Genomic DNA, 19,856 nt, shown 5'->3' with positions numbered 1-19,856 from the left:
CGCCTCAGACGCCCGCGGCGGCCGCGCGGCCGGCGATACGGCCGGAGAACAGGCATCCGCCCACGAACGTCCCCTCGAGCGCGCGGTATCCGTGCACGCCACCCCCTCCGAACCCGGCCGCCTCGCCCGCCGCGTAGAGCCCGGGGATCGGCGCTCCATCGGCGCCCAGCGCACGCGAGGACAGATCCGTCTCGATGCCGCCGAGCGACTTCCGGGTGAGGATGTGGAGCTTCACCGCGATGAGCGGACCGTTCGCCGGGTCCAGGATCTTGTGCGGTGCGGCGGTACGGATGAGTTTGTCGCCCCGATACGCCCGCGCGGAGCGGAGCATCGCGACCTGCGCGTCCTTCGTGAAGTCGTTGTCCAGCTCGCGGTCGCGCGCCTCCACTTCGCGTCGCACGCGGTCGGCATCCAGCGCCTCGCCGCCGGGAAGCGCCTGCATGCCCGCGATGAGCTCGTCGAGCGTACGCCGGACGACGAAGTCGGCGCCGTGGTCGAGGAAGGCCTGTACCGGGCTCGCCGCGCCCTTGCCGAGGCGCGACTTCACGAGGAGCGGAACGTCCTTGCCCGTCAGATCGGGGTTCTGCTCGCTGCCGGAGAGGGTGAACTCCTTCTCGACGATCTTCTGCGACAGCACGAACCACGAGTGGTCGTGGCCGGTCTTCCGCAGGTGAGCGAGCGTGCCGAGCGTGTCGAACCCCGGAAAGAGCGGCACGGGGAGGCGCTCGCCCGTGGCGTCGAGCCACAGCGAGGACGGGCCCGGCAGGATGCGGATGCCGTGCTGCGGCCAGATCGGGTCCCAGTTCTGGATGCCTTCGACGTAGTGCCACATCCGGTCGCCGTTGATGAGGCGCGCCCCCGCTGCGGCCAACACCGGCTGCATCGAGCCGTCCACGTACGCGGGGACCCCGGTGATCATGCTCTGGGGCGGGGCGCCGAGTCGCTCGGGCCATTGCGCACGGACGAGGTCGTGGTTGCCGCCGATCCCGCCGGACGAGACGATCGTCGCCCCGGCGACGACCTCGAACCCGCCGACCACCTCACGGGAGGTCGCGACGCCGCGATCCGCCCCCGACGGCGCGAGGATGTCGCCCGTCGCGCCCGTCACGGTGCCGTCCGCCGTCGTGAGCGTCGTCACGCGGTGGCGCGGAAGGATCGTGACGCGTCCTTCCGCTTCACCCTGCTCCACGGCAGCCTGGAAGGGCGCGACGAGCCCGGGGCCCGTGCCTCAGGTGATGTGGAACCGGGGGACGGAGTTGCCCGGCCCGAGGGCCGTGTAGCCGCCCCGTTCGGCCCAGCCGACGACGGGGAAGAACCCCACGCCCTTCTCGCGCAGCCACGCGCGCTTCTCGCCGTGGGCGAAGTCGAGGTACGCCTCCGCCCACCGGCGCGGCCAGTGGTCATCGTCGCGGTCGAAGCCGGCCGTCGAGAACCAGTCCTGCCGGGCGAGCTCGAGCGAGTCGGAGATGCCCATCCGTCGCTGCTCGGGGGAGTCGATGAAGAAGAGGCCGCCGAACGACCAGAACGCCTGCCCGCCGAGGTTCGTGCGCGGCTCCTGGTCGACGATCACGACGCTCCGGCCGGCGGCGGATGCCTCCGCGGCCGCGACGAGCCCCGCGAGCCCCCATCCGATGACGAGCACATCGGCATGGTGGATGTTCGGGTGCGGAGGTATGGCGGTCACGGCGACTCCTTCGTCGATACGGTGATCAGTGCGGGCGATCGGGGCGGGTCAGGTTTTCGGGGTGGGTTCGAACGTGTTCACCATCGCGTACGCGGCCCGCTGCAGGTAGTCCCACAGCGTCGCCTCGTGGAGGGGTGGCAGTTCGAGCTCGTCGACGGCGGCGCGCATGTGCAGGAGCCACCTGTCGCGGGCGTCGGGATTCACGTGGAACGGGAGGTGCCGCATGCGCAGGCGCGGGTGGCCGCGGGTCTCGCTGTACGTCGTCGGTCCGCCCCAGTACTGCTCGAGGAACAGCGTCAGCCGCTCGGCGGCGGCCGCGAGATCCTCTTCGGGGTACATCGGCTTCAGCACGGGGTCGGTGGCGACCCCGCGGTAGAACGCGTCGACGAGGCGGACGAACGTGTCGTGACCGCCCACTTCGTCGTAGAAGCTCAGCGGCTGGGCATCCGTCATGAGGTCTCCTCCGGCGGGGTCTCGGACTCGGGCGGCGCGACCGGCGGAGGAGTCGTCGGCGGCGGAGTGCTCGGGGGCGAAGTGCTCGGCGCGGACGGGGGCGCCGCATCCGTTCGTTTGGGGCGCCACAGGGGACGCGCGTCTGGCCTCGCGCCTCTCGCGGGGGCTTTCGTCGCGCCCTTCTTCGTCTTCGTCTGCGGAGCGCCCTGCGCAGTCACCGGTGTCGGCTTGGTGCGCGGCGGGTTAGCGCCGCGCACACGCTGGGCGCCTTCCAATCCCGTCAGCATGACCGTGTTGAGGTGCGGGAGCGTGACGCCGAGCTCGTCGATCGTGCGCTTCAACCGCATGCGCAGCTCGCGTGCGACATCGTCCTTCGCGTTCGCGCGCGTCTTCATCACGAGGCGGATGACGAGGGAATCGCCGCTGATCGATTCGAGACCCCACACCTCGGGCTGCTCGATGATGCGCGAACGCCACTTGGGGTCTTTCGCGAGCGACTTCGCCGCGTCGAGCATCGCCTGCTCGACGTCGTCGATGTCGGCATCCGTGGCCACGGCGAGGTCGATGATGACGCGCGACCAGCCCTGCGACATGTTGCCGATACGGGTGATCTCGCCGTTGCGGACGTACCACAGCGTGCCGTTGACATCGCGGACGTGCGTCACTCGGATCGCGACGTACTCGACGATCCCGGTCGCGAGTCCGAGGTCGACGACGTCCCCGATGCCGATCTGGTCCTCGGCGACGATGAAGATGCCGTTGAGGACGTCTTTGACGATGTTCTGGGCGCCGAAACCTAGACCCGCGCCGATCGCGGCGGTCAGGAGCGTCAGCGAGCCGAGCGCGTCGGGGTTGATGACGGAGACGATCAGCATGAGCGCGATGATGACGATCGTCACGTTGACGATGTTCTGCAGGATCGATCCGAGCGTCCGCGTCCGTTGCACCACGCGGACGCTCGCCAGCGGCGACCGTTCGAGCGCCTGCGTGTCATCGACGTTCGCCTTGATCTTGGCGCCCTCGACGATGCGCTTGACGACGCGATCGATGACTCGGCGCAGGATCCAGGAGACGAGGATGGCGCCGACGAGGATCGCCACGATCGCCAGCAGATTCCACCCCAGCGCCAAGAGCCCCGCCATGATCTGCGACCAGATCGTCGGATCTGCGTCGGCGGCGGGGGTCTCGGTCACGACAGGAACGTTCGACATCGAGCCGATCTTATGCGCCCTCTCCTCGGTCGTGTCTGTGCGCCGGTGCCGGTCGCGCTACCGCTCGTCGTGCTCCGCGTCCGTCTGCGCGTCCCGTTCCTGGACGGTGAGCGCCCGCTCGACGCCCGCGAGGTTCTCGCGCACGAGGCGTCGCAGTGCCGCCGGGGCGTCGTGGTGCGAGTCCAGCCAGGCGCGCGTCGCGTCGCGCAGATCGACGTTCGCCAGCGGTGCCGGGTAGAGGCCGGTGATGAGGTATTCCGCGATGTGGTAGGTGCGGCTGCTCCACACGGGCAGGAGCATGTCGAAGTAGGGCCCGACGAACGCTCCAAGGTCGTCGACGGTCGCCGGATGTGTGAAGCCCAGCGTCGAGGAGCGCACCACGGTGTTCGGCAGGTCTGACGACTCGACGAGCGACGCCCACGCGGTCCTCTTCGCCTCGACGCCCGGAAGGGCTGCCTTCGCCTGCGCGGCGAACTCTCCGCCCTTCGCCGTGTTGTCGGCGGCGAGGGCCGCATCGATGTCGGATGCCGTGACGAGGCCGCCGGCCGCGAGAGAGACGAGCAGCGCCCACGACAGGTCGGCGTCGATCTCGAGCCCGTCGAGCACCGTCTCACCGTCGCGGAGCGCCCGCACCTGCGCCCACTGAGCGGGCGTCGCCGCCGCACTCGCGAACCCGGTGACGAACTGCAGCTGGCTGTCGCTGCCGGCCTCCGCGGCCTGGGCGAGCGCCCAGAGCCCGTCGGCGACCTTCTCGCGGGTCGCGGCGCGCTTGCCCGGTACGACATAGCTGTTCGCGGCGAGCTGCAGCTGCCCGAGGGTCGTGCGCACGGTCGTCGACTCGGTCTCGGCACCGATGTTGCGGAGCACGAGATCGACGTAGTCGGATGCCGCGGCCTCCGCGTCGCGCGTCTGGTCCCATGACGCTCCCCAGACGAGCGAGCGGGCGAGCGGGTCCCTGATGTCGCCGAGGTGGGCGATCGCGGTCCGCAGGGAGCGCTCGTCGAGCCGGATCTTAGCGTACGCGAGGTCCTGATCGTTCAGCAGGACGAGATCGGGCTGGGCGAGGCCGACCAGCTCCGGCACCTCGGTGAGGTCGCCGTCGACGTCGAGCTCGATGTCGTGCGTGCGCACGAGTGCGGCGCCGTGGCCCTCGTTCTCCAGCGAGTAGAAGCCGACGCCAAGGCGGTGCGGGCGGATCGTCGGGTAGTCGGCGGGGGCGGTCTGGACGATCGCGAATCGGGTGATGGTGCCGTCGGCATCCGTCTTCAGCTCGGGCGCCAGCGTGTTCACGCCCGCCGTCTCGAGCCACTTCTTGGACCACGAGGTGAGTTCGCGGCCGCTCGTGGCCTCGAGCTCGATGAGGAGGTCGGCGAGCTCGGTGTTGGAGAACGCGTGCTTCTGGAAATACGCCGCGACGCCGGCGAAGAAGGCGTCGATTCCGACCCACGACGTGAGTTGCTTGAGGACCGAGCCGCCCTTGGCGTAGGTGATGCCGTCGAAGTTGACCTCGACGTCGTGCAGATCGTTGATCTCGGCGACGACGGGGTGGGTCGAGGGGAGCTGGTCCTGGCGGTACGCCCAGGTCTTCTCCATCGCGTTGAAGGTCGTCCACGCCTCGGTCCACTCGGTGGCCTCGGCGGTGGCGATCGTCGACGCCCACTCCGCGAACGACTCGTTGAGCCACAGGTCGTTCCACCACTTCATCGTGACGAGGTCGCCGAACCACATGTGAGCGAGCTCGTGCAGGATCGTGACGACGCGACGCTCCTTGACGGCGTCGGTGACCTTCGAGCGGAACACGTACGTCTCGGTGAAGGTGACCGCGCCCGCGTTCTCCATCGCGCCCGCGTTGAACTCGGGGACGAAGAGCTGGTCGTACTTCGCGAAGGGGTAGGGGTAGCCGAACTTCTCCTCGTAGTACGCGAAGCCCTGACGCGTCTTGTCGAAGATGTAGTCGGCGTCGAGGTGCTGCCAGAGGCTCTTGCGGCCGTAGACGCCGAGCGGGATGACCCGACCGGACGCGCTCGTCAGCTCGGAGAACACCGATTCGTAGGGGCCGGCGACGATCGCGGTGATGTACGAGGAGATCACCGGCGTCGGCTCGAACGCCCAGGTGGCGGTGCCGGGGGCCGCGGGAACCGGGTCGGGCGTGGGGGAGTTGGAGACGACCTTCCAGGCATCCGGCGCCGTCACGGTGAAGCGGAACGTCGCCTTCAGGTCGGGCTGCTCGAAGACCGCGAACACGCGGCGCGAGTCGGGCACCTCGAACTGCGAGTACAGGTACACCTCGCCGTCGACGGGGTCGACGAAGCGGTGCAGCCCCTCCCCGGTGTTCGTGTAGAGGCAGTCGGCGTCGACGATCAGCTCGTTCTCGGCGGCGAGGTTCTCGAGGGCGATGCGCGAGTCGGCGAAGGCGGATGCGGGGTCGATCGAGATGCCGTTCAGGGTGATCTCGCGGACGTCGCGCGCGATCAGGTCGATGAACGTCGATGCGCCCTCGGTCGCCCGGAAGCGGACGACGGTGCGCGAGCCGAACACCTCCGCACCCTCGTCGGTCGCGTGCGTCAGGTCGAGGGCGACGTCGTAGCTCTCGGTGGAGACGATCGCGCGGCGCTCCTGCGCCTCGATGCGGGTGAGGTTCTGTCCAGGCACTGGCGTACTCCCGAGGGTGAGGGTGTGAAGGCGTGGGGTGGATGACGCGCGGCGCTGCTGGCGGCGGCGGCAACCTCACCAGCCTACGCCGTCGCCGTTTCGCCGCGCACGAGCCGGCGCGCTTGGGCGATCGCGTCGGGCAGCGCGTCGAAGACCCGTGCCTCCTCGTCGCCGCCTCCGAGCGCATCGAGCACGCCGACCGCCCGGAAGAGGTCTTCGTGCTGGGTCTGCATCCCCTTGACCAGCACGGTCACCCCGCGCCGTTCGAGCGACTGGACGATGTCGCCGAGTAGGCGCGCTCCGGTCGCGTCGACGTGATCGATCTTGCTGAGGCGCAGGACGACGACCGAGACGTCCTCCATCGCGGCGATCTCGTCAAGGATCCGGTCGCCGCCGGCGAAGATCAGCGGCCCGTCGAAGCGGAGCACCGCGATGTGGTCGTCGCCCGGCTCCGGTTCGCCGGCGATGTCCTCGCGTCGCACGGCCGACGCGCGGGAGAGTGCGCGCAGCGCGAACACGCCCGCGAGGACGACGCCGATCAGGACGGCGACGATGAGGTCCACCGAGACGGTGACGATCGCCGTCGTGACGAAGGCCACGGCATCGGCCCGCGTGGAGCGGAGCACCGAGCGCACTGTGCGCACATCGACCATGCGGACGGCCGTCACCATGAGCACGCCCGCAAGCGCCGCCAGCGGGATCTCCCCGACGGGGCCGGCGACCGCCACGACGACGAGCAGCAGCACGAGCGCGTGGATGATCGCGGCGAGGCGACTGCGACCACCCGAGCGCACGTTCACCGCGGTGCGCGCGATCGCGCCGGTCGCGGGCATGCCGCCGAACAGCGACGAGGCGAGCGAGGCGAGGCCCTGGCCGACGAGCTCGCGGTCGGCATCGACCGGGCCCGTGGGCGCGAGGGACGCGGCGACGCGCGCGGACAGCAGCGACTCGATCGCCGCGAGCGCCGCGACGGTGGCCGCGGGAAGGATGAGCGATCCGAGCACCGCGGGGTCGATCGCCGGAACGGCGGGCGCGGGGAGCGACGACGGGAGGGCGCCGATCCGGGCGAGCGGCGTCGACAGGAGGAGGGTCGCCACCGTGACGACCACGATCCCGACGAGCGAGCCGGGGATCGCGCGGTGCAGGCGCGGCGCGCCCAGCATGCAGGCGGCGACGACCGCGACCGCCCCGAGCGCCCAGACGAAGTAGGCGCCGTCGAAGTCCGCGAACGACTGCACCGCCGCGGCGATCGCGTTGGAGGAGTGCTCGGATGCCGGGGCGGTGTGCGCCGAGACCAGTGCCGGGATCTGCTGCGCGAAGATGATGACGGCGATGCCGACCGTGAACCCCTCGATCACGGGCCAGGGGATGAAGGACACGGCGCGTCCGAGACGCAGGGCGCCGGCGACGACGAGGATCGCACCCGCGAGGATCGTGACGACGGCCACTCCGCCCGCCCCGTGCGCCGCGACGATCGGGACGAGCACGACGACCATCGCGCCCGTCGGACCCGACACCTGCACGTTCGATCCGCCGAAGACCGCCGCGACCAGACCGGCGACGACGGCGGTGACGAGCCCCGCCTCGGCGCTCAACCCCGAGCTGACGCCGAAGCCGAGCGCGAGGGGCAGCGCGACGATGCCGACCGTGACGCCGGCGAGCAGGTCCCCACGCCAGGTGCGTGGGAGCTGCCGGTAGTCCCGACGCGAGGGGAGGAGCGCGCGGACGTTCATGACCCGGCCGGCACCGCCGCGAGGGCCGGGAGCTCGCGCGCATCCTGCAGCAGCTCGCCGTCGCCCTCCAGGATGCCGAGGAGCAGCTCGCGCGCCGCGGTGAGCAAGCGCGCGACAGCCGGATCGGCGAGCGCGTAGAAGACGTGGCTGCCGCGGCGGTCGGAGACGACGAGGCGGTGGCGGCGGAGCACCGCGAGATGCTGCGACAGGTGGGATGCCTCGAGTCCGGTCTCCGTCTGGAGGTCTGCGACGCTCCGATCGGGGTGTTGGACGAGGAGCTCGAGGATGCGGATCCGCAACGGATGCGCGAGGCCCTTGAAGAGCCCCGCCTTGACCTCATAGAGGGGTCGCTGACGATCATCTAGTGACATGATGGAATCATCATACCGCGCGTCGTGCGCAGCGCTGCTCGGGATCCGGAGCGGTGCGGCATCCCTAGGATGGACGCATGCGCATCCACATCGCGACCGACCACGCCGGCCTCGAGTTCTCCACCCAATTGCAGCACCACCTCGCCGCCCAGGGCCACGACGTCGTCGACCACGGGCCGATCGAGTACGACGCGCTCGACGACTACCCGGCGTTCTGCATCCGCGCCGCGCAGGCGGTCGTCCGCGACCAGGAGGCGGGCATCGACACGCTCGGCGTCGTGTTCGGCGGTTCGGGCAACGGCGAGCAGATCGCGGCGAACAAGGTCCGCGGCATCCGCGCCGCCCTCGTCTGGAGCCTCGCGACCGCGGAGCTCGCCCGCGAGCACAACGACGCGAACGTCATCGCCATCGGCGCGCGCCAGCACACGTTCGACGAAGCGGCGGCCTTCATCGACCGCTTCATCGCGACGCCGTTCAGCGGTGAGGAGCGGCACGTGCGGCGGATCGCCCAGATCGCCGACTTCGAGCGCGACGGGACGCTCCTTCCCGACCCCCGCGCCGGCGTGGCACCGCAGCCGCACGGCGGCGAGTCCTCCGACGCGTTCGACCCCGAAGCCGGCTGATGCCGCTCTCCACGCAGGCCCTCTCCGCTCATGCCTGAGGGTCACTCCGTCCACCGGATCGCCCGGCAGTTCGATCGCAACGTCGTCGGCAAGCGCGTCGCGGCATCCAGCCCACAAGGCCGCTTCGCAGAGGGCGCGGCCGTGCTCGACGGGCGCGAGGTCGTGAGCGTTCGGGCCGTCGGGAAGCAGATGTTCCTCGAGTTCGAGGGCGACCTCTGGTTGCGCGTGCACCTCGGCATGTACGGCGCGTGGGACTTCGCCGGCGAGATCCTCGTCGACCCGACGATCGCCTCGGCGAACGGGCGCATGGGACAGACGAACCAGCGCGGTACCGATCTCCACGACGTCACGGAGACCGACGCTGCGGCCACCGGCGCCGCGGCGATCTTCGACGCCGCGGGGGAGAACTCGCTCAGTTCCATCGGGGCGCCGCGGCGCGCCCGCGGCCGGGTGCGGATGAGCGAGCAGACGCGCGGTCTCGACGACGAGGGCGACGAGGAATGGCCGCCGCCCGTCGTCGGGCAGGTGCGGCTGCGCCTCCTCACCGATGTCACGTGCGCTGACCTCCGGGGGCCCACCGCGTGCGAGCTGCAGACGCCCGACGAGGTCGCCGCGACGATCGCGAAGCTCGGCCCCGACCCCCTCGTCGACGACCCCGAGGAGGGTGAGGAGCGCTTCACCGAGGTCGTCCGCCGCAAGCCCACCGCGATCGGGCTCCTCCTCATGGACCAGTCGGTCGTCAGCGGCATCGGAAACGTCTACCGTGCGGAACTCCTCTACCGGGCTCTCCTCGATCCGCACACGCCCGGCAAGCTCGTTCCGGAGGAGGTCGTCCGCGATATCTGGCGCGACTGGTCGCGGCTGCTCGTGATCGGCGTCGAGACGGGACAGATGATGACGATGGACGACCTCGACCCCGAGGCGTACCGCCGGGCGATGGCGAGCCGCGACGACCGCCACTGGGTCTATCACCGCGCGGGACTGCCGTGCCGCGTATGCGGCACCGAGATCGTCCTCGAGGAGATGGCGAGCCGGAAGCTGTACTGGTGCCCGTCCTGTCAGAAGTGAGGGCGGCAGTCGTGAGGGCGTCGAAAGGGAATCGCGCGTGAGGCAGAACCCGAGTTTCACGATGACGGATGCCGCGGAGCTGCGGCGCGTGATCGACCAGAACCCCTGGGTGACGCTCGTCGCCGAGGGCGAGAACGGGCTCGTCGCGTCGCACTACGCCGTCCTGCTCGATGAGGATCGCGACGACCTCACGATCGTCGGCCACGTCGGAAAACCCGACGACGCGATCCTCGGGCTCGGTGACCGGGAGCTCCTCGTCATCGTGCAGGGGCCGCACGGTTACATCTCACCCGGATGGTACGGCGACGTGCCGGCGGTGCCGACCTGGAACTTCGTCTCCGTGCACCTGAGCGGCGTGCCCGAGATCCTGAGCCCCGACGAGAACCTAAGGGTGCTCGACCGTCTCGTCGCGCGGTTCGAGGCATCCCTTCCCGCCCCGCGGATGATGTGGCAGGCGCCGAACGACGAGGAGTACGTGCGACGCCTCGAGCGGGGGACCGTGGGTTTCCGGCTCACGCCGACGACGGTGGTCGCCAAGCGCAAGCTGAGCCAGAACCGCAGCGACGAGGTCGTCGACACGATCATCGCGGAGCTCGAGGAGGGCGCGAGCCCCTACGCCGACCCGCGCCTGCCGGGCGAGATGCGCCGGGCGCACGAGGCGCTGCGCGTTGCGCGGGGTACGGTTCTCCCGAGATCCGGCGCCGCAGGGCCTGAATCAGCCCCGGCCGCAGGGCCTGAATCGGCCTTGGCCACAGGGCCTCAATCAGCCCCGGCCGCTGGGCCTGAATCGGCCCTGCGTGCGGGGGAGGGCGACCGATGATCCGGAGTTCTGCGCAGCGCGGCGAGCGGCCTCGTGTCATCGCGAACGCCCGCCTGACCGGCGCCGGCCGCCTCGACCCCTTCGGCGACGACCTCGTCGACCTGCATCTCCACGGCGGCGTGATCGCGGACATCGCGCCCGCCGGGACCCTCGCGCACCGCGGCCCCGTCATCGACGCCGACGGCGGCTGGGTGATCCCGGGCCTCTGGGACCACCACGTCCACACCGTGCAGTGGGCGCTCGTCGCGCAGCGCGAGGCGCTCGGCGGCGCGGCATCCGCCGCCGAGGCCGCCGCACACATGGGCCGCGCGCCCGTTCTCGACGACGGGCGACGGATCGGCACCGGATTTCGCGACGCGCTGTGGGCCGACGCGCCGTCGCTCGCGCTCCTCGACGCGGCGACCGGCAACGTCCCGACGTACCTCATCAACGCCGACGTGCACAGCGTCTGGCTGAACTCCGCCGCCTTCCGGCGCGAGCAGTTCGCGCCGAGCCTCGACGGCATGCTCCGCGAGGAGCCGGCGTTCGAGATCTCGCGCCGACTCAACGCCGCCGACCCGGTCGTGGGCGACGTTCTCGTCGCCCGAGCGCTCGAAAAGGCCGCCGCGCGCGGGATCGTCGGCATCGTCGATCTCGACATGGCCTGGAACGCGGATGCCTGGGCGCGCCGCACCGCGGCGGGTTTCGACGCCGTGCGGGTGCGGTTCGGCATCTACCCGGCACAGCTCGAGCGCGCGATCGCCGAGGGACTCGAGACCGGCGACGCCGTGGACCCCGCGGGGCTCGCGCGCGTCGGCTCGCTCAAGGTGATCAGCGACGGATCCCTCGGAACGCGTACGGCGGCGTGTTCGCACAGCTACCCCGGCGACCCGCACAACCACGGCGTCCTCACCGTGCCGCCGCAGGATCTGGTCGCGCTCATGACACGCGCGACGGGTGCGGGGCTCTCGTGCGCCGTGCACGCGATCGGAGACGTCGCGAACTCGTTCGCGCTCGACGCCTTCACAGTCACGGGGGCGACCGGCACGATCGAGCACGCCCAGCTCGTGGCCGCAGCCGACGTCCCACGGTTCGCGCGCCTGGGGGTCGGTGCGAGCGTGCAGCCCGAGCATGCCGTCGACGATCGCGACATGACCGACACGATCTGGGCGGGTCAGACCGCGATCGCCTATCCGCTGCGCGCGTTGGCGGACGCCGCGGCGAACCTCCTCTTCGGGTCGGACGCCCCCGTCTCCCCGCTCGACCCGTGGGCCGCCATGGCCGCCGCCGTCCACCGCACGCGCGACGGACGTCCCGCCTGGCGACCCGAGCAGGCGCTGGATGCCGCGACGGCGCTCGCGGCATCGACGGGGGAGGGCTCGCTCGCCCGCGCGACCCTCGCCCCGGGAGATGTCGCCGATCTCGCGGTGGTGGACCGCGATCCGCTGACCGCGGACGAGCCCTCGCTGCGGGCGACGCGCGCGCTTGCGACGCTCCTGGAGGGGCGACTCACGCACGTCGCGTGAGGGCGCGACCGGCGCGGCGACGCCGGGCGAACGACGGATGCCCCGAGCCAGTCAGTGCTGGCCCGGGGCATCCGGCGTCTGTCGCGTGCGCCTTACTCGGCGAGGTGGGCCGAGAGGAACCAACGGTCCTTCTCGAGCCCCCGCTTGATCTCGATTGCGACATCCTGGCTGCTGAGATCTGTCTCGTCGAGGCCGTCGATCGCGGCCTGCACGTCGGCGATGATCGCATCCATGTCGGTGACGATCGCGACGATCTCGTCCTGCCACTGGGCGAAGCCTGCCGGCACGACGGTCGGGGCGATCTTCTCGGCGATAGCCGTCGTGCGGGCGTCGATCGGCAGGCCGAGGGCCACGATGCGCTCGGCGGCGAGGTCGGCCAAGGCCTGGGCGTTCGCGACGACCGAGTCGAGCAGCTCGTGCACCGAGATGAAGTTCGCTCCGCGCACGTTCCAGTGCGCCTGCTTGCCGTTGGTCGCCAACGCCTGCAGCCCCAGCACGACGGGAGTCAGGAACTGAGCCGTGCTGGCGGATGCCTCGGGGCCGGTCGCCGTCATCGAGATCGTCTGCGTCTTGCCCATGGTCTCTTCTCCTCCTGGTGAGCGTGGAGGCGCCGTGGCCTCACATCTGGTTAAACGCTACTCACGCCCCGGCATTCCGCAAGCAAGACAAGGCTCGGCTTACACGTGCCTGAAGGCGTGCCGGCGGGCGCGATATCGTCGGGGCATGACCATCGCCGACGATGCCTCGATCCTGTCCGTCTCCGGCCTCACGCCGCAGCTCCACGAGAGCGCGTTCGTCGCCTCCGGCGCGCGCATCGTCGGCGACGTCACGCTGGCCGAGGGCGCGAGCGTCTGGTACAACGCCGTCGTCCGCGGCGACAGCGCGTCGATCACCCTCGGACCCGGCAGCAATCTGCAGGACAACGTGTCGGTGCACGTGGATGCCGGGTCGCCCGTCATCATCGGCGAGAACGTGTCCGTCGGGCACAACGCCGTCGTCCACGGCTGCACGATCGGCGACGGCTCGCTCATCGGCATGGGGAGCGTGGTGCTCTCCGGCGCGGTCATCGGCAGCGGATGCCTCGTGGCCGGGGGAGCGTTGGTCCTCTCCGACACGGTCGTGCCCGACGGGTCGCTCGTCGCGGGCGTTCCGGCGAAGGTTCGGCGCGAGCTCACCGACGAGGAGCGCGCCGGCATCCTGCACAATGCGCAGATCTACCGCGCACACACCGCGAACCACGAGGACGCGCGCGACGCGCGCTGACGCGCCCTCCTCGGGGCTGTCCTGGGGTTGGTGCGGGCCCGGCATCCGCCGCTCTTCGGAGATCCGCCGTTCTTCGGAGAGATCCTCCCCGATGCGTCCGCAGAACGCGCGATCTCCGAAGAACCAGCGCACCCTCGGACACCGGGGGCACGCGCGTCGAACGCGAAGAAACCCCCGGCCGGGTCGGGGGTTTCTCGTTCTCGGAGGGGATGACGGGAATCGAACCCGCGCCGTCAGTTTGGAAGACTGAAGCTCTACCATTGAGCTACATCCCCGAGGCCGCTCATCACGGCACTCGGAAGAGTCTACAAGGTCTCGTCGGCTAGACTTGCCCACGGCCGTGAATCGGCGCTCGCTCGCGTGCGCGCCCGGGGCGTAGCTCAGCTTGGTAGAGCGCCCGCTTTGGGAGCGGGAGGCCGCAGGTTCAAATCCTGTCGCCCCGACCACCGGCCCCACCGACATCCGACCCAGACCCCGGCCTCGCTCCCGCGCGGCCGAACACGAGGAGAACGAACAGGCATGGTCACCAGCACCGTCGAGACGCTCAGCCCTACCCGGGTGAAGCTCCACATCTCGGTCACTCCCGACGAGCTCAAGCCGTCGATCACGCACGCGTACGAGCACATCGCGCAGGACATCCAGATCCCGGGCTTCCGCAAGGGCAAGGTCCCCGCGCCGATCATCGATCAGCGCGTCGGCCGTGCCGCCGTCATCGAGCACGCGGTCAGCGAAGGGCTCGACGGCTTCTACCGCGAAGCGGTCCTCGCCAACGAGCTGCGCACCGTCGGCCGGCCCGCGGCCGAGGTCATCGAGTGGCCGAACGAGAAGGACTACTCCGGCGACCTCAAGGTCGAGGTCGAGGTGGACGTCCGCCCCGAGTTCGACCTTCCCGAGCTCTCCGACGTGACCGTCGAGATCGACACGGTCGAGACCGATGATGCCGCCGTCGACGCCGAACTCGACCGCCTCCGCGGCCGCTTCGGCACGCTCGTGACGGTCGACCGCCCCGCGGCGACCGGAGACTTCGTCGAACTGAACCTCGTCGCCACGATCGACGGCGTCGAGATCGACCGCGCCGAGGGCGTCTCGTACGAGGTCGGCTCCGGCGAGCTGCTCGAGGGCATCGATGAGGCCATCGACTCCCTCACCGCGGGCGAGGACACCACGTTCCGCTCGACCCTCGTCGGCGGCGACCGTGCCGGCGAAGAGGCCGAGGTCTCTGTCTCCGTGATGGCCGTCAAGGAGCGCGAGCTCCCCGACGCCGACGACGACTTCGCGCAGATGGCTTCCGAGTTCGACACCCTCGCCGAGCTCCGCGACAGCCTTGCTGAGCGCGTCTCGGAGCAGTCGGTGTTCGTCCAGGGTGCCGCCGCCCGCGACAAGCTCGTCGAGGCACTCATCGAGAAGGCCGAGATCCCCGTTCCCGCCCAGCTCGTCGAGGACGAGGTGCACGCGCACCTCGAGGGCGAGGGTCGTCTCGAGGACGACGAGCACCGCGCCGAAGTCACCGAGGCGAGCGAGAAGCAGTTCCGCACGCAGATGATCCTCGACAAGCTGGCCGAGGCGTTCGATGTGCAGGTCTCGCAGGACGAGCTCACCCAGTACCTCATCCAGTCCGCCGCGCAGTACGGCATGGCGCCGCAGGAGTTCGTCGACGCGCTGCAGCAGGGCAACCAGCTGCCGCTCATGGTCGGTGAGGTCGCCCGCAACAAGGCGCTCGCGATCGCCCTCGGCAAGGTCACCGTGGTCGATGCGAACGGCAAGCCCGTCGACCTCACCGGCTTCATCGCCCCCGAGGACGAGGCCGCCCTCGAGGAGGAGGTCGTCGAGGAGGCTCAGGAGATCGCCGACGAGGCCGCCGACGCAGAGGCCGAGGCCGACAAGCCCGCGAAGAAGGCCACTGAGAAGAAGGCCACTGAGAAGAAGGCGCCCGCCAAGAAGCCGGCGGCCAAGAAGCCGGCGGCCAAGAAGCCGGCGGCCAAGAAGCCGGCCGCGAAGAAGGATGCCGCGGAGTAAGCCGCGATCACCCCGCACCTCCGGTGCGGGCGCTCGACCATCGAGATCGGCAAGGGTCGGATGCCTCGGCATCCGGCCCTTGCCGCATCTTCGGGCGCCCCGCGGTGACACGCGCTCCGCCGACGGCGAACACGGGCGGGGGTGCCTCGGGGCATCGGTAGATTCGAGGCATACCGAAACCCGGAAGCAGGAGTATCCATGGCTGAACCACTGATGGCGACGAGCGTCTTCGACAGGCTGTTGAAGGACCGCATCATCTGGCTCGGGTCGGAGGTGCGCGATGAGAACGCGAACGAGATCTGCGCCAAGATCCTCCTCCTCGCCGCCGAAGATTCCGAGAAGGACATCTACCTCTACATCAACTCGCCCGGCGGCTCGATCACGGCCGGCATGGCGATCTACGACACGATGCAGTTCGTGCCGAACGACATCGTCACCGTCGGCATCGGCATGGCGGCATCCATGGGCCAGCTGCTGCTGACCGCCGGCACCAAGGGCAAGCGCTACATCACCCCGAACGCGCGCGTCCTGCTGCACCAGCCCCACGGCGGGTTCGGCGGAACCTCGAGCGACATCCAGACGCAGGCGCAGCTCATCCTCGACATGAAGCGTCGCCTCGCCGAGATCACGGCCGCCCAGACCGGCAAGTCGGTCGAGCAAGTCAACGCCGACGGCGACCGCGACCGCTGGTTCACCGCCGAAGAGGCCCTCGAGTACGGCTTCGTCGACCACATCCGCGAGTCGGCGACGGACGTCGTCGGCGGCGGCGGCACCGACACCACCTCGAACTGACCCGGGAACTGAAGGAGCACACAGAATGAACACCCCCGCCTTCGGCGCCCCGATGCAGACGCCCATGCACTCGGCCGGCGGCCTCCAGATGCCCTCGAGCCGCTACATCCTGCCGCAGTTCGAGGAGCGCACCGCCTACGGCTACAAGCGCCAGGACCCCTACAACAAGCTGTTCGAAGACCGCGTGATCTTCCTCGGCGTGCAGGTCGACGACGCGTCCGCCGACGACGTCATGGCCCAGCTGCTCGTGCTCGAGTCGCAGGACCCCGACCGCGACATCATCATGTACATCAACTCGCCCGGCGGTTCGTTCACGGCCATGACGGCGATCTACGACACGATGCAGTACGTCTCGCCCGAGATCCAGACGGTCGTCCTCGGTCAGGCGGCATCCGCGGCATCCGTTCTGCTCGCCGCCGGCGCACCGGGCAAACGCCTTGCGCTCCCGAACGCGCGGATCCTCATCCACCAGCCCGCCGTCGGCGAGGCCGGGCACGGACAAGCCTCCGACATCGAGATCCAGGCGGCGGAGATTCTCCGCATGCGCACCTGGCTCGAAGAGACGATGGCGCGCCACACAAAGAAGACGCAGGAAGAGGTCAACAAGGACATCGACCGTGACAAGATCCTCTCCGCGCACGAGGCGATGGAATACGGGATCGTCGACCAGGTGCTGACCTCGCGCAAGCGCACGCCCGCTGCGATCACGTCCTGACATACGAGGCCCTGAAACGCCCCGCCCACCCGGATCTCCGCGGTCGGCGGGGCGTTTCTGTGTTCCCCGCGCGTCGCAATCCGCCGCGATGTCGGGATCAGAGGTTAGGCTCGAAGCGGATTCTCGAGAGTTCTCCTGAGGAGGGGCACCATGGCTCGCATCGGTGAGAGCGCCGACCTGTTCAAGTGTTCCTTCTGCGGCAAGAGCCAGAAGCAGGTCCAGCAGCTCATCGCGGGCCCCGGCGTATACATCTGCGACGAGTGCGTCGAACTCTGCAACGAGATCATCGAAGAGCGTATGGCCGAGTCCGGCGACGGGGTCGTCGCCGACTTCGACCTTCCCAAGCCACGGGAGATCTTCTCGTTCCTCGAGGAGTACGTGGTGGGGCAGGATGCCGCGAAGAAGGCGCTCTCGGTCGCCGTCTACAACCACTACAAGCGCGTGCGTGCACACGGCACCATCCAGCCCGCCGAGCAGCGCGCCGAAGAGGTGGAGATCGCAAAGAGCAACATTCTGCTCCTCGGCCCCACCGGCTGCGGCAAGACGTACCTGGCGCAGACGCTCGCCAAGCGTCTCAACGTCCCGTTCGCCGTCGCCGACGCGACGGCCCTCACCGAGGCGGGATACGTCGGCGAGGACGTCGAGAACATCCTGCTGAAGCTCCTGCAGGCCGCCGACTTCGACGTCAAGCGCGCCGAGACCGGCATCATCTACATCGACGAGGTCGACAAGATCGCCCGCAAGGCCGAGAACCCCTCGATCACCCGCGATGTGTCGGGGGAGGGCGTCCAGCAGGCGCTGCTGAAGATCCTCGAGGGTACCGTCGCCTCCGTGCCGCCCCAGGGCGGGCGCAAGCATCCGCACCAGGAGTTCATCCAGATCGACACGACGAACGTCCTGTTCATCGTCGCGGGCGCCTTCGCAGGCCTCGAGGACATCATCTCCTCACGCGTCGGCAAGCACGGCGTCGGCTTCGGTGCCCCGCTGCAGGAGAAGGGCAAGGAGCTCGACCTGTTCAGCGAGGTCGAGCCCGAAGACCTGCACAAGTTCGGTCTGATCCCCGAGTTCATCGGGCGGCTCCCGGTCGTCACGTCGGTCGCGCCGCTCGACCAGAAGGCGCTCATCGAGATCCTGACCGGCCCGAAGAACGCGTTCGTCAAGCAGTACCAGCGCATGTTCGAACTCGACGGCGCCGAGCTCGAGTTCGAAGACGACGCGCTGCGGGCGATCGCCGACCTCGCCGTCGCCCGGAAGACGGGCGCGCGGGGCCTGCGAGCGATCCTCGAGGACGTCCTCGGCCCGATCATGTTCGAGATCCCCTCGATCGACGACGTCGCGAAGGTCATCGTGACCCGCGCCGCCGTCACCGAGGGGGCCGAGCCGACCCTGGTTCTGGAGCGCAAGCGCAAGAGCGCTTGACCGGTGCCCCGCGATCTCGGGCCCGTGCGGCTCGTCGAACCGCGTGGCGCCGCGTGGGCAGAGCGATTCGCGGCGGTGTCGGCGCTGGTGGGCGCAACACTCCGCGACGCTCATGTGGAGCACATCGGATCCACTGCGGTGCCGGACTTCCCGGCGAAGGATGCCGTCGACGTGCTCGTCGGCGTCGCGGGTGCGGTTGAGGAGGCCGTGAGCGCTCTGCAACGCGCGGGGTTGCAGCTCGACGGCATCCGTCCCGGTCATGCATGGATGTGGGCCGAGGTCGATCTGCGCAGCGAGGATGCCTCGGGCGGCGCGGTCGTGCACGTCGTCCCGCACGGCGGAGAGATGTGGGTCGCACGGCTCGCCTTCCGAGATATCCTGCGCCGCGACGCACGCGCGCGAGCCGACTACCTCGCCGCCAAGCGCGCCGCGGCGTCGGACAACGCCGACTGGCGAGCGTACACCCGGGCGAAGCATGCCACGGTGGTGCGGCTACTCGGCTCCCGACGCTCGGGGTAGGCGCCGGCGCGTCATCTTCGGCGCAGCACGCGGCCTCGAACGCGATTGTCGGCGCACTCCGCGCTCATCTGTCGGAATGGGGACGTTTCGCGCCGACAAGACTGCCGACCCGACCGTGTCCGAGGCTCCGCGTAGCCTGCCAGGCATGACACGGATCATCTTCGACACGGCGACCTCGCTCAACGGCTGGATCGCGGATGAGGACAACTCGCTCGCCTGGCTCTTCGCTGTCGACGGCGAGACGACCCCCGACGACGAAGTACTACCCCAGAACGTCGGCGCGATGGTGGAGGGGTCGACCACGTATGAGTGGGTGCTGCAGGAGTCGGACATTCTCGCCCACCCGGAGAAGTGGCGGGAGTTCCACGGCGACACCCCGACCTTCGTCTTCACCACGCGCGATCTTCCGGCCCCGGAAGGCGCCGACATCACCTTCGTCTCCGGCGACGTGTCCGATGCGGTGCCCGCGCTCCGTGCGGCAGCGGGGGAGAAGGACATCTGGATCGTCGGAGGAGGCGACCTCGCCGGCCAGTTCCTCGACGCCGGTCTTCTCGATGAGATCGCCGTCTCCATCGCCCCCGTGCTGCTGACCGGCGGGGCGCCGCTTCTGCCGCGACGGCTCGAGTCCGATCGGCTGCGGCTGGTGTCGGCGAAGGCCGTCGGCGCGTTCGCGCGGTTGATCTTCGCGATCGAAGCCGCGCCAGCGGACGCGGCCGGACGAGATGTCCGAGGCCCGCAGTAGCGTGCCGAAATGTCCATCCAACCCTTCACCATCGACATTCCGGACGTCGTGGTCGACGACCTCAGCGGCCGGCTCGCGCGGACGCGCTTCCTCGACGACTCCCCGCGCCGCATGCACTCGGGGATGACGGCGGACTACCTGCGCACACTGGTCGATTCCTGGCGGGCGTTCGACTGGCGCGCGGGAAGCCTGGCTGAACAGGCATCCGCAGTTCTTTGCGGACGTGGACGGCGCAACTCTGCACTTCGCCCATCTGCGTTCGGAGCGAAC

At 69.8% G+C, this 19,856-nt stretch carries 16 protein-coding genes, 2 tRNA genes and 3 pseudogenes; 13 read left to right on the top strand and 8 right to left on the bottom strand.

All coding sequences use genetic code 11. The annotated features are described in order from the left end of the window. Nucleotides 1-4: 4 nt before the first annotated feature. From ACRVYW_RS01090 to ACRVYW_RS01065, 6 genes and pseudogenes are all read right to left on the bottom strand, one after another. A pseudogene (locus ACRVYW_RS01090) lies at nt 5-1,684 on the bottom strand (FAD-binding dehydrogenase). A gap of 48 nt (nt 1,685-1,732) precedes the next feature. Further along, a complete protein-coding gene (locus ACRVYW_RS01085; protein ID WP_431800864.1) occupies nt 1,733-2,137 on the bottom strand; it encodes a globin in 405 nt (134 codons plus the stop codon). Beyond that, the gene (locus tag ACRVYW_RS01080) at nt 2,134-3,348 is read right to left on the bottom strand and encodes a mechanosensitive ion channel family protein (RefSeq protein ID WP_431800862.1); all 1,215 of its coding nucleotides are present in this window, start codon (nt 3,346-3,348) and stop codon (nt 2,134-2,136) included. The genes ACRVYW_RS01085 and ACRVYW_RS01080 overlap by 4 nt, the downstream gene beginning before the upstream one ends. Nucleotides 3,349-3,405: 57 nt before the next feature. After that, nucleotides 3,406-6,000, bottom strand: coding sequence for an aminopeptidase N (gene pepN, locus ACRVYW_RS01075; protein ID WP_431800860.1), 2,595 nt, complete (start codon nt 5,998-6,000; stop codon nt 3,406-3,408). 83 nt (nt 6,001-6,083) lie between these two features. Next, nucleotides 6,084-7,733, bottom strand: coding sequence for a SulP family inorganic anion transporter (locus tag ACRVYW_RS01070; protein WP_431800858.1), 1,650 nt, complete (start codon nt 7,731-7,733; stop codon nt 6,084-6,086). Then, on the bottom strand, nt 7,730-8,104 hold the full coding sequence (locus ACRVYW_RS01065) for an ArsR/SmtB family transcription factor (protein ID WP_431800856.1): 375 nt from the start codon (nt 8,102-8,104) through the stop codon (nt 7,730-7,732). Before ACRVYW_RS01065 ends, ACRVYW_RS01070 begins: the two co-directional genes overlap by 4 nt. 77 nt (nt 8,105-8,181) lie before the next feature. Here ACRVYW_RS01065 and ACRVYW_RS01060 point away from each other — a divergent pair, with 77 nt between their 5' ends. The 4 genes and pseudogenes from ACRVYW_RS01060 to ACRVYW_RS01045 all read left to right on the top strand — a co-directional run bounded on the left by ACRVYW_RS01060 (nt 8,182) and on the right by ACRVYW_RS01045 (nt 12,120). Then, the gene (locus ACRVYW_RS01060; protein ID WP_431800854.1) at nt 8,182-8,727 is read left to right on the top strand and encodes a ribose-5-phosphate isomerase; all 546 of its coding nucleotides are present in this window, start codon (nt 8,182-8,184) and stop codon (nt 8,725-8,727) included. Between the two features lie 30 nt (nt 8,728-8,757). Continuing rightward, complete coding sequence (locus tag ACRVYW_RS01055) at nt 8,758-9,795, top strand: Fpg/Nei family DNA glycosylase (protein ID WP_431800852.1); 1,038 nt, start codon at nt 8,758-8,760, stop codon at nt 9,793-9,795. A gap of 37 nt (nt 9,796-9,832) precedes the next feature. Next, nucleotides 9,833-10,471 (top strand): annotated as a pseudogene (locus ACRVYW_RS01050) (FMN-binding negative transcriptional regulator); the annotation flags it as partial. 140 nt (nt 10,472-10,611) lie between these two features. Then, nucleotides 10,612-12,120, top strand: coding sequence for an amidohydrolase (locus tag ACRVYW_RS01045; RefSeq protein ID WP_431800850.1), 1,509 nt, complete (start codon nt 10,612-10,614; stop codon nt 12,118-12,120). Between the two features lie 92 nt (nt 12,121-12,212). Here the strand turns inward: ACRVYW_RS01045 and ACRVYW_RS01040 are convergent, their stop codons facing one another. Next, on the bottom strand, nt 12,213-12,698 hold the full coding sequence (locus tag ACRVYW_RS01040) for a Dps family protein (protein WP_431800848.1): 486 nt from the start codon (nt 12,696-12,698) through the stop codon (nt 12,213-12,215). A gap of 145 nt (nt 12,699-12,843) precedes the next feature. Between ACRVYW_RS01040 and ACRVYW_RS01035 the strand changes: the two genes are divergently transcribed. Then, a complete protein-coding gene (locus ACRVYW_RS01035; RefSeq protein WP_431800846.1) occupies nt 12,844-13,383 on the top strand; it encodes a gamma carbonic anhydrase family protein in 540 nt (179 codons plus the stop codon). Nucleotides 13,384-13,587: 204 nt separating this feature from the next. Here ACRVYW_RS01035 and ACRVYW_RS01030 read toward each other — a convergent pair. Next, a tRNA-Gly gene (locus tag ACRVYW_RS01030) sits at nt 13,588-13,658 on the bottom strand. Between the two features lie 94 nt (nt 13,659-13,752). Here ACRVYW_RS01030 and ACRVYW_RS01025 point away from each other — a divergent pair. The 8 genes and pseudogenes from ACRVYW_RS01025 to ACRVYW_RS00990 form a co-directional block, all read left to right on the top strand. Beyond that, nucleotides 13,753-13,829 (top strand) — tRNA-Pro (locus ACRVYW_RS01025). A gap of 73 nt (nt 13,830-13,902) precedes the next feature. Next, nucleotides 13,903-15,399, top strand: coding sequence for a trigger factor (gene tig, locus ACRVYW_RS01020; protein ID WP_431800845.1), 1,497 nt, complete (start codon nt 13,903-13,905; stop codon nt 15,397-15,399). 198 nt (nt 15,400-15,597) lie between these two features. Continuing rightward, nucleotides 15,598-16,191, top strand: a complete 594-nt coding sequence (locus tag ACRVYW_RS01015; RefSeq protein ID WP_431800843.1) for an ATP-dependent Clp protease proteolytic subunit — start codon at nt 15,598-15,600, stop codon at nt 16,189-16,191. Nucleotides 16,192-16,216: 25 nt separating this feature from the next. Continuing rightward, complete coding sequence (locus tag ACRVYW_RS01010) at nt 16,217-16,906, top strand: ATP-dependent Clp protease proteolytic subunit (protein ID WP_431800841.1); 690 nt, start codon at nt 16,217-16,219, stop codon at nt 16,904-16,906. 150 nt (nt 16,907-17,056) lie between these two features. Further along, nucleotides 17,057-18,325 (top strand): ATP-dependent Clp protease ATP-binding subunit ClpX, encoded by a 1,269-nt coding sequence (gene clpX, locus ACRVYW_RS01005; RefSeq protein WP_431800839.1) that lies wholly within the window; start codon nt 17,057-17,059, stop codon nt 18,323-18,325. Between the two features lie 3 nt (nt 18,326-18,328). Continuing rightward, on the top strand, nt 18,329-18,844 hold the full coding sequence (locus ACRVYW_RS01000) for a GrpB family protein (RefSeq protein WP_431800837.1): 516 nt from the start codon (nt 18,329-18,331) through the stop codon (nt 18,842-18,844). A 145-nt stretch (nt 18,845-18,989) separates the two neighbouring features. After that, entirely contained in the window at nt 18,990-19,586 is a 597-nt protein-coding gene (locus ACRVYW_RS00995; protein ID WP_431800836.1) for a dihydrofolate reductase family protein, read from the top strand. Between the two features lie 9 nt (nt 19,587-19,595). After that, nucleotides 19,596-19,842 (top strand): annotated as a pseudogene (locus ACRVYW_RS00990) (epoxide hydrolase N-terminal domain-containing protein); the annotation flags it as partial. Nucleotides 19,843-19,856: the final 14 nt, after the last annotated feature.

This window comes from Microbacterium sp. bgisy203, from assembly GCF_965345155.1.
Taxonomy (GTDB): Bacteria; Actinomycetota; Actinomycetes; order Actinomycetales; family Microbacteriaceae; genus Microbacterium.
This window is presented reverse-complemented; position numbering and strand designations above follow the sequence as displayed.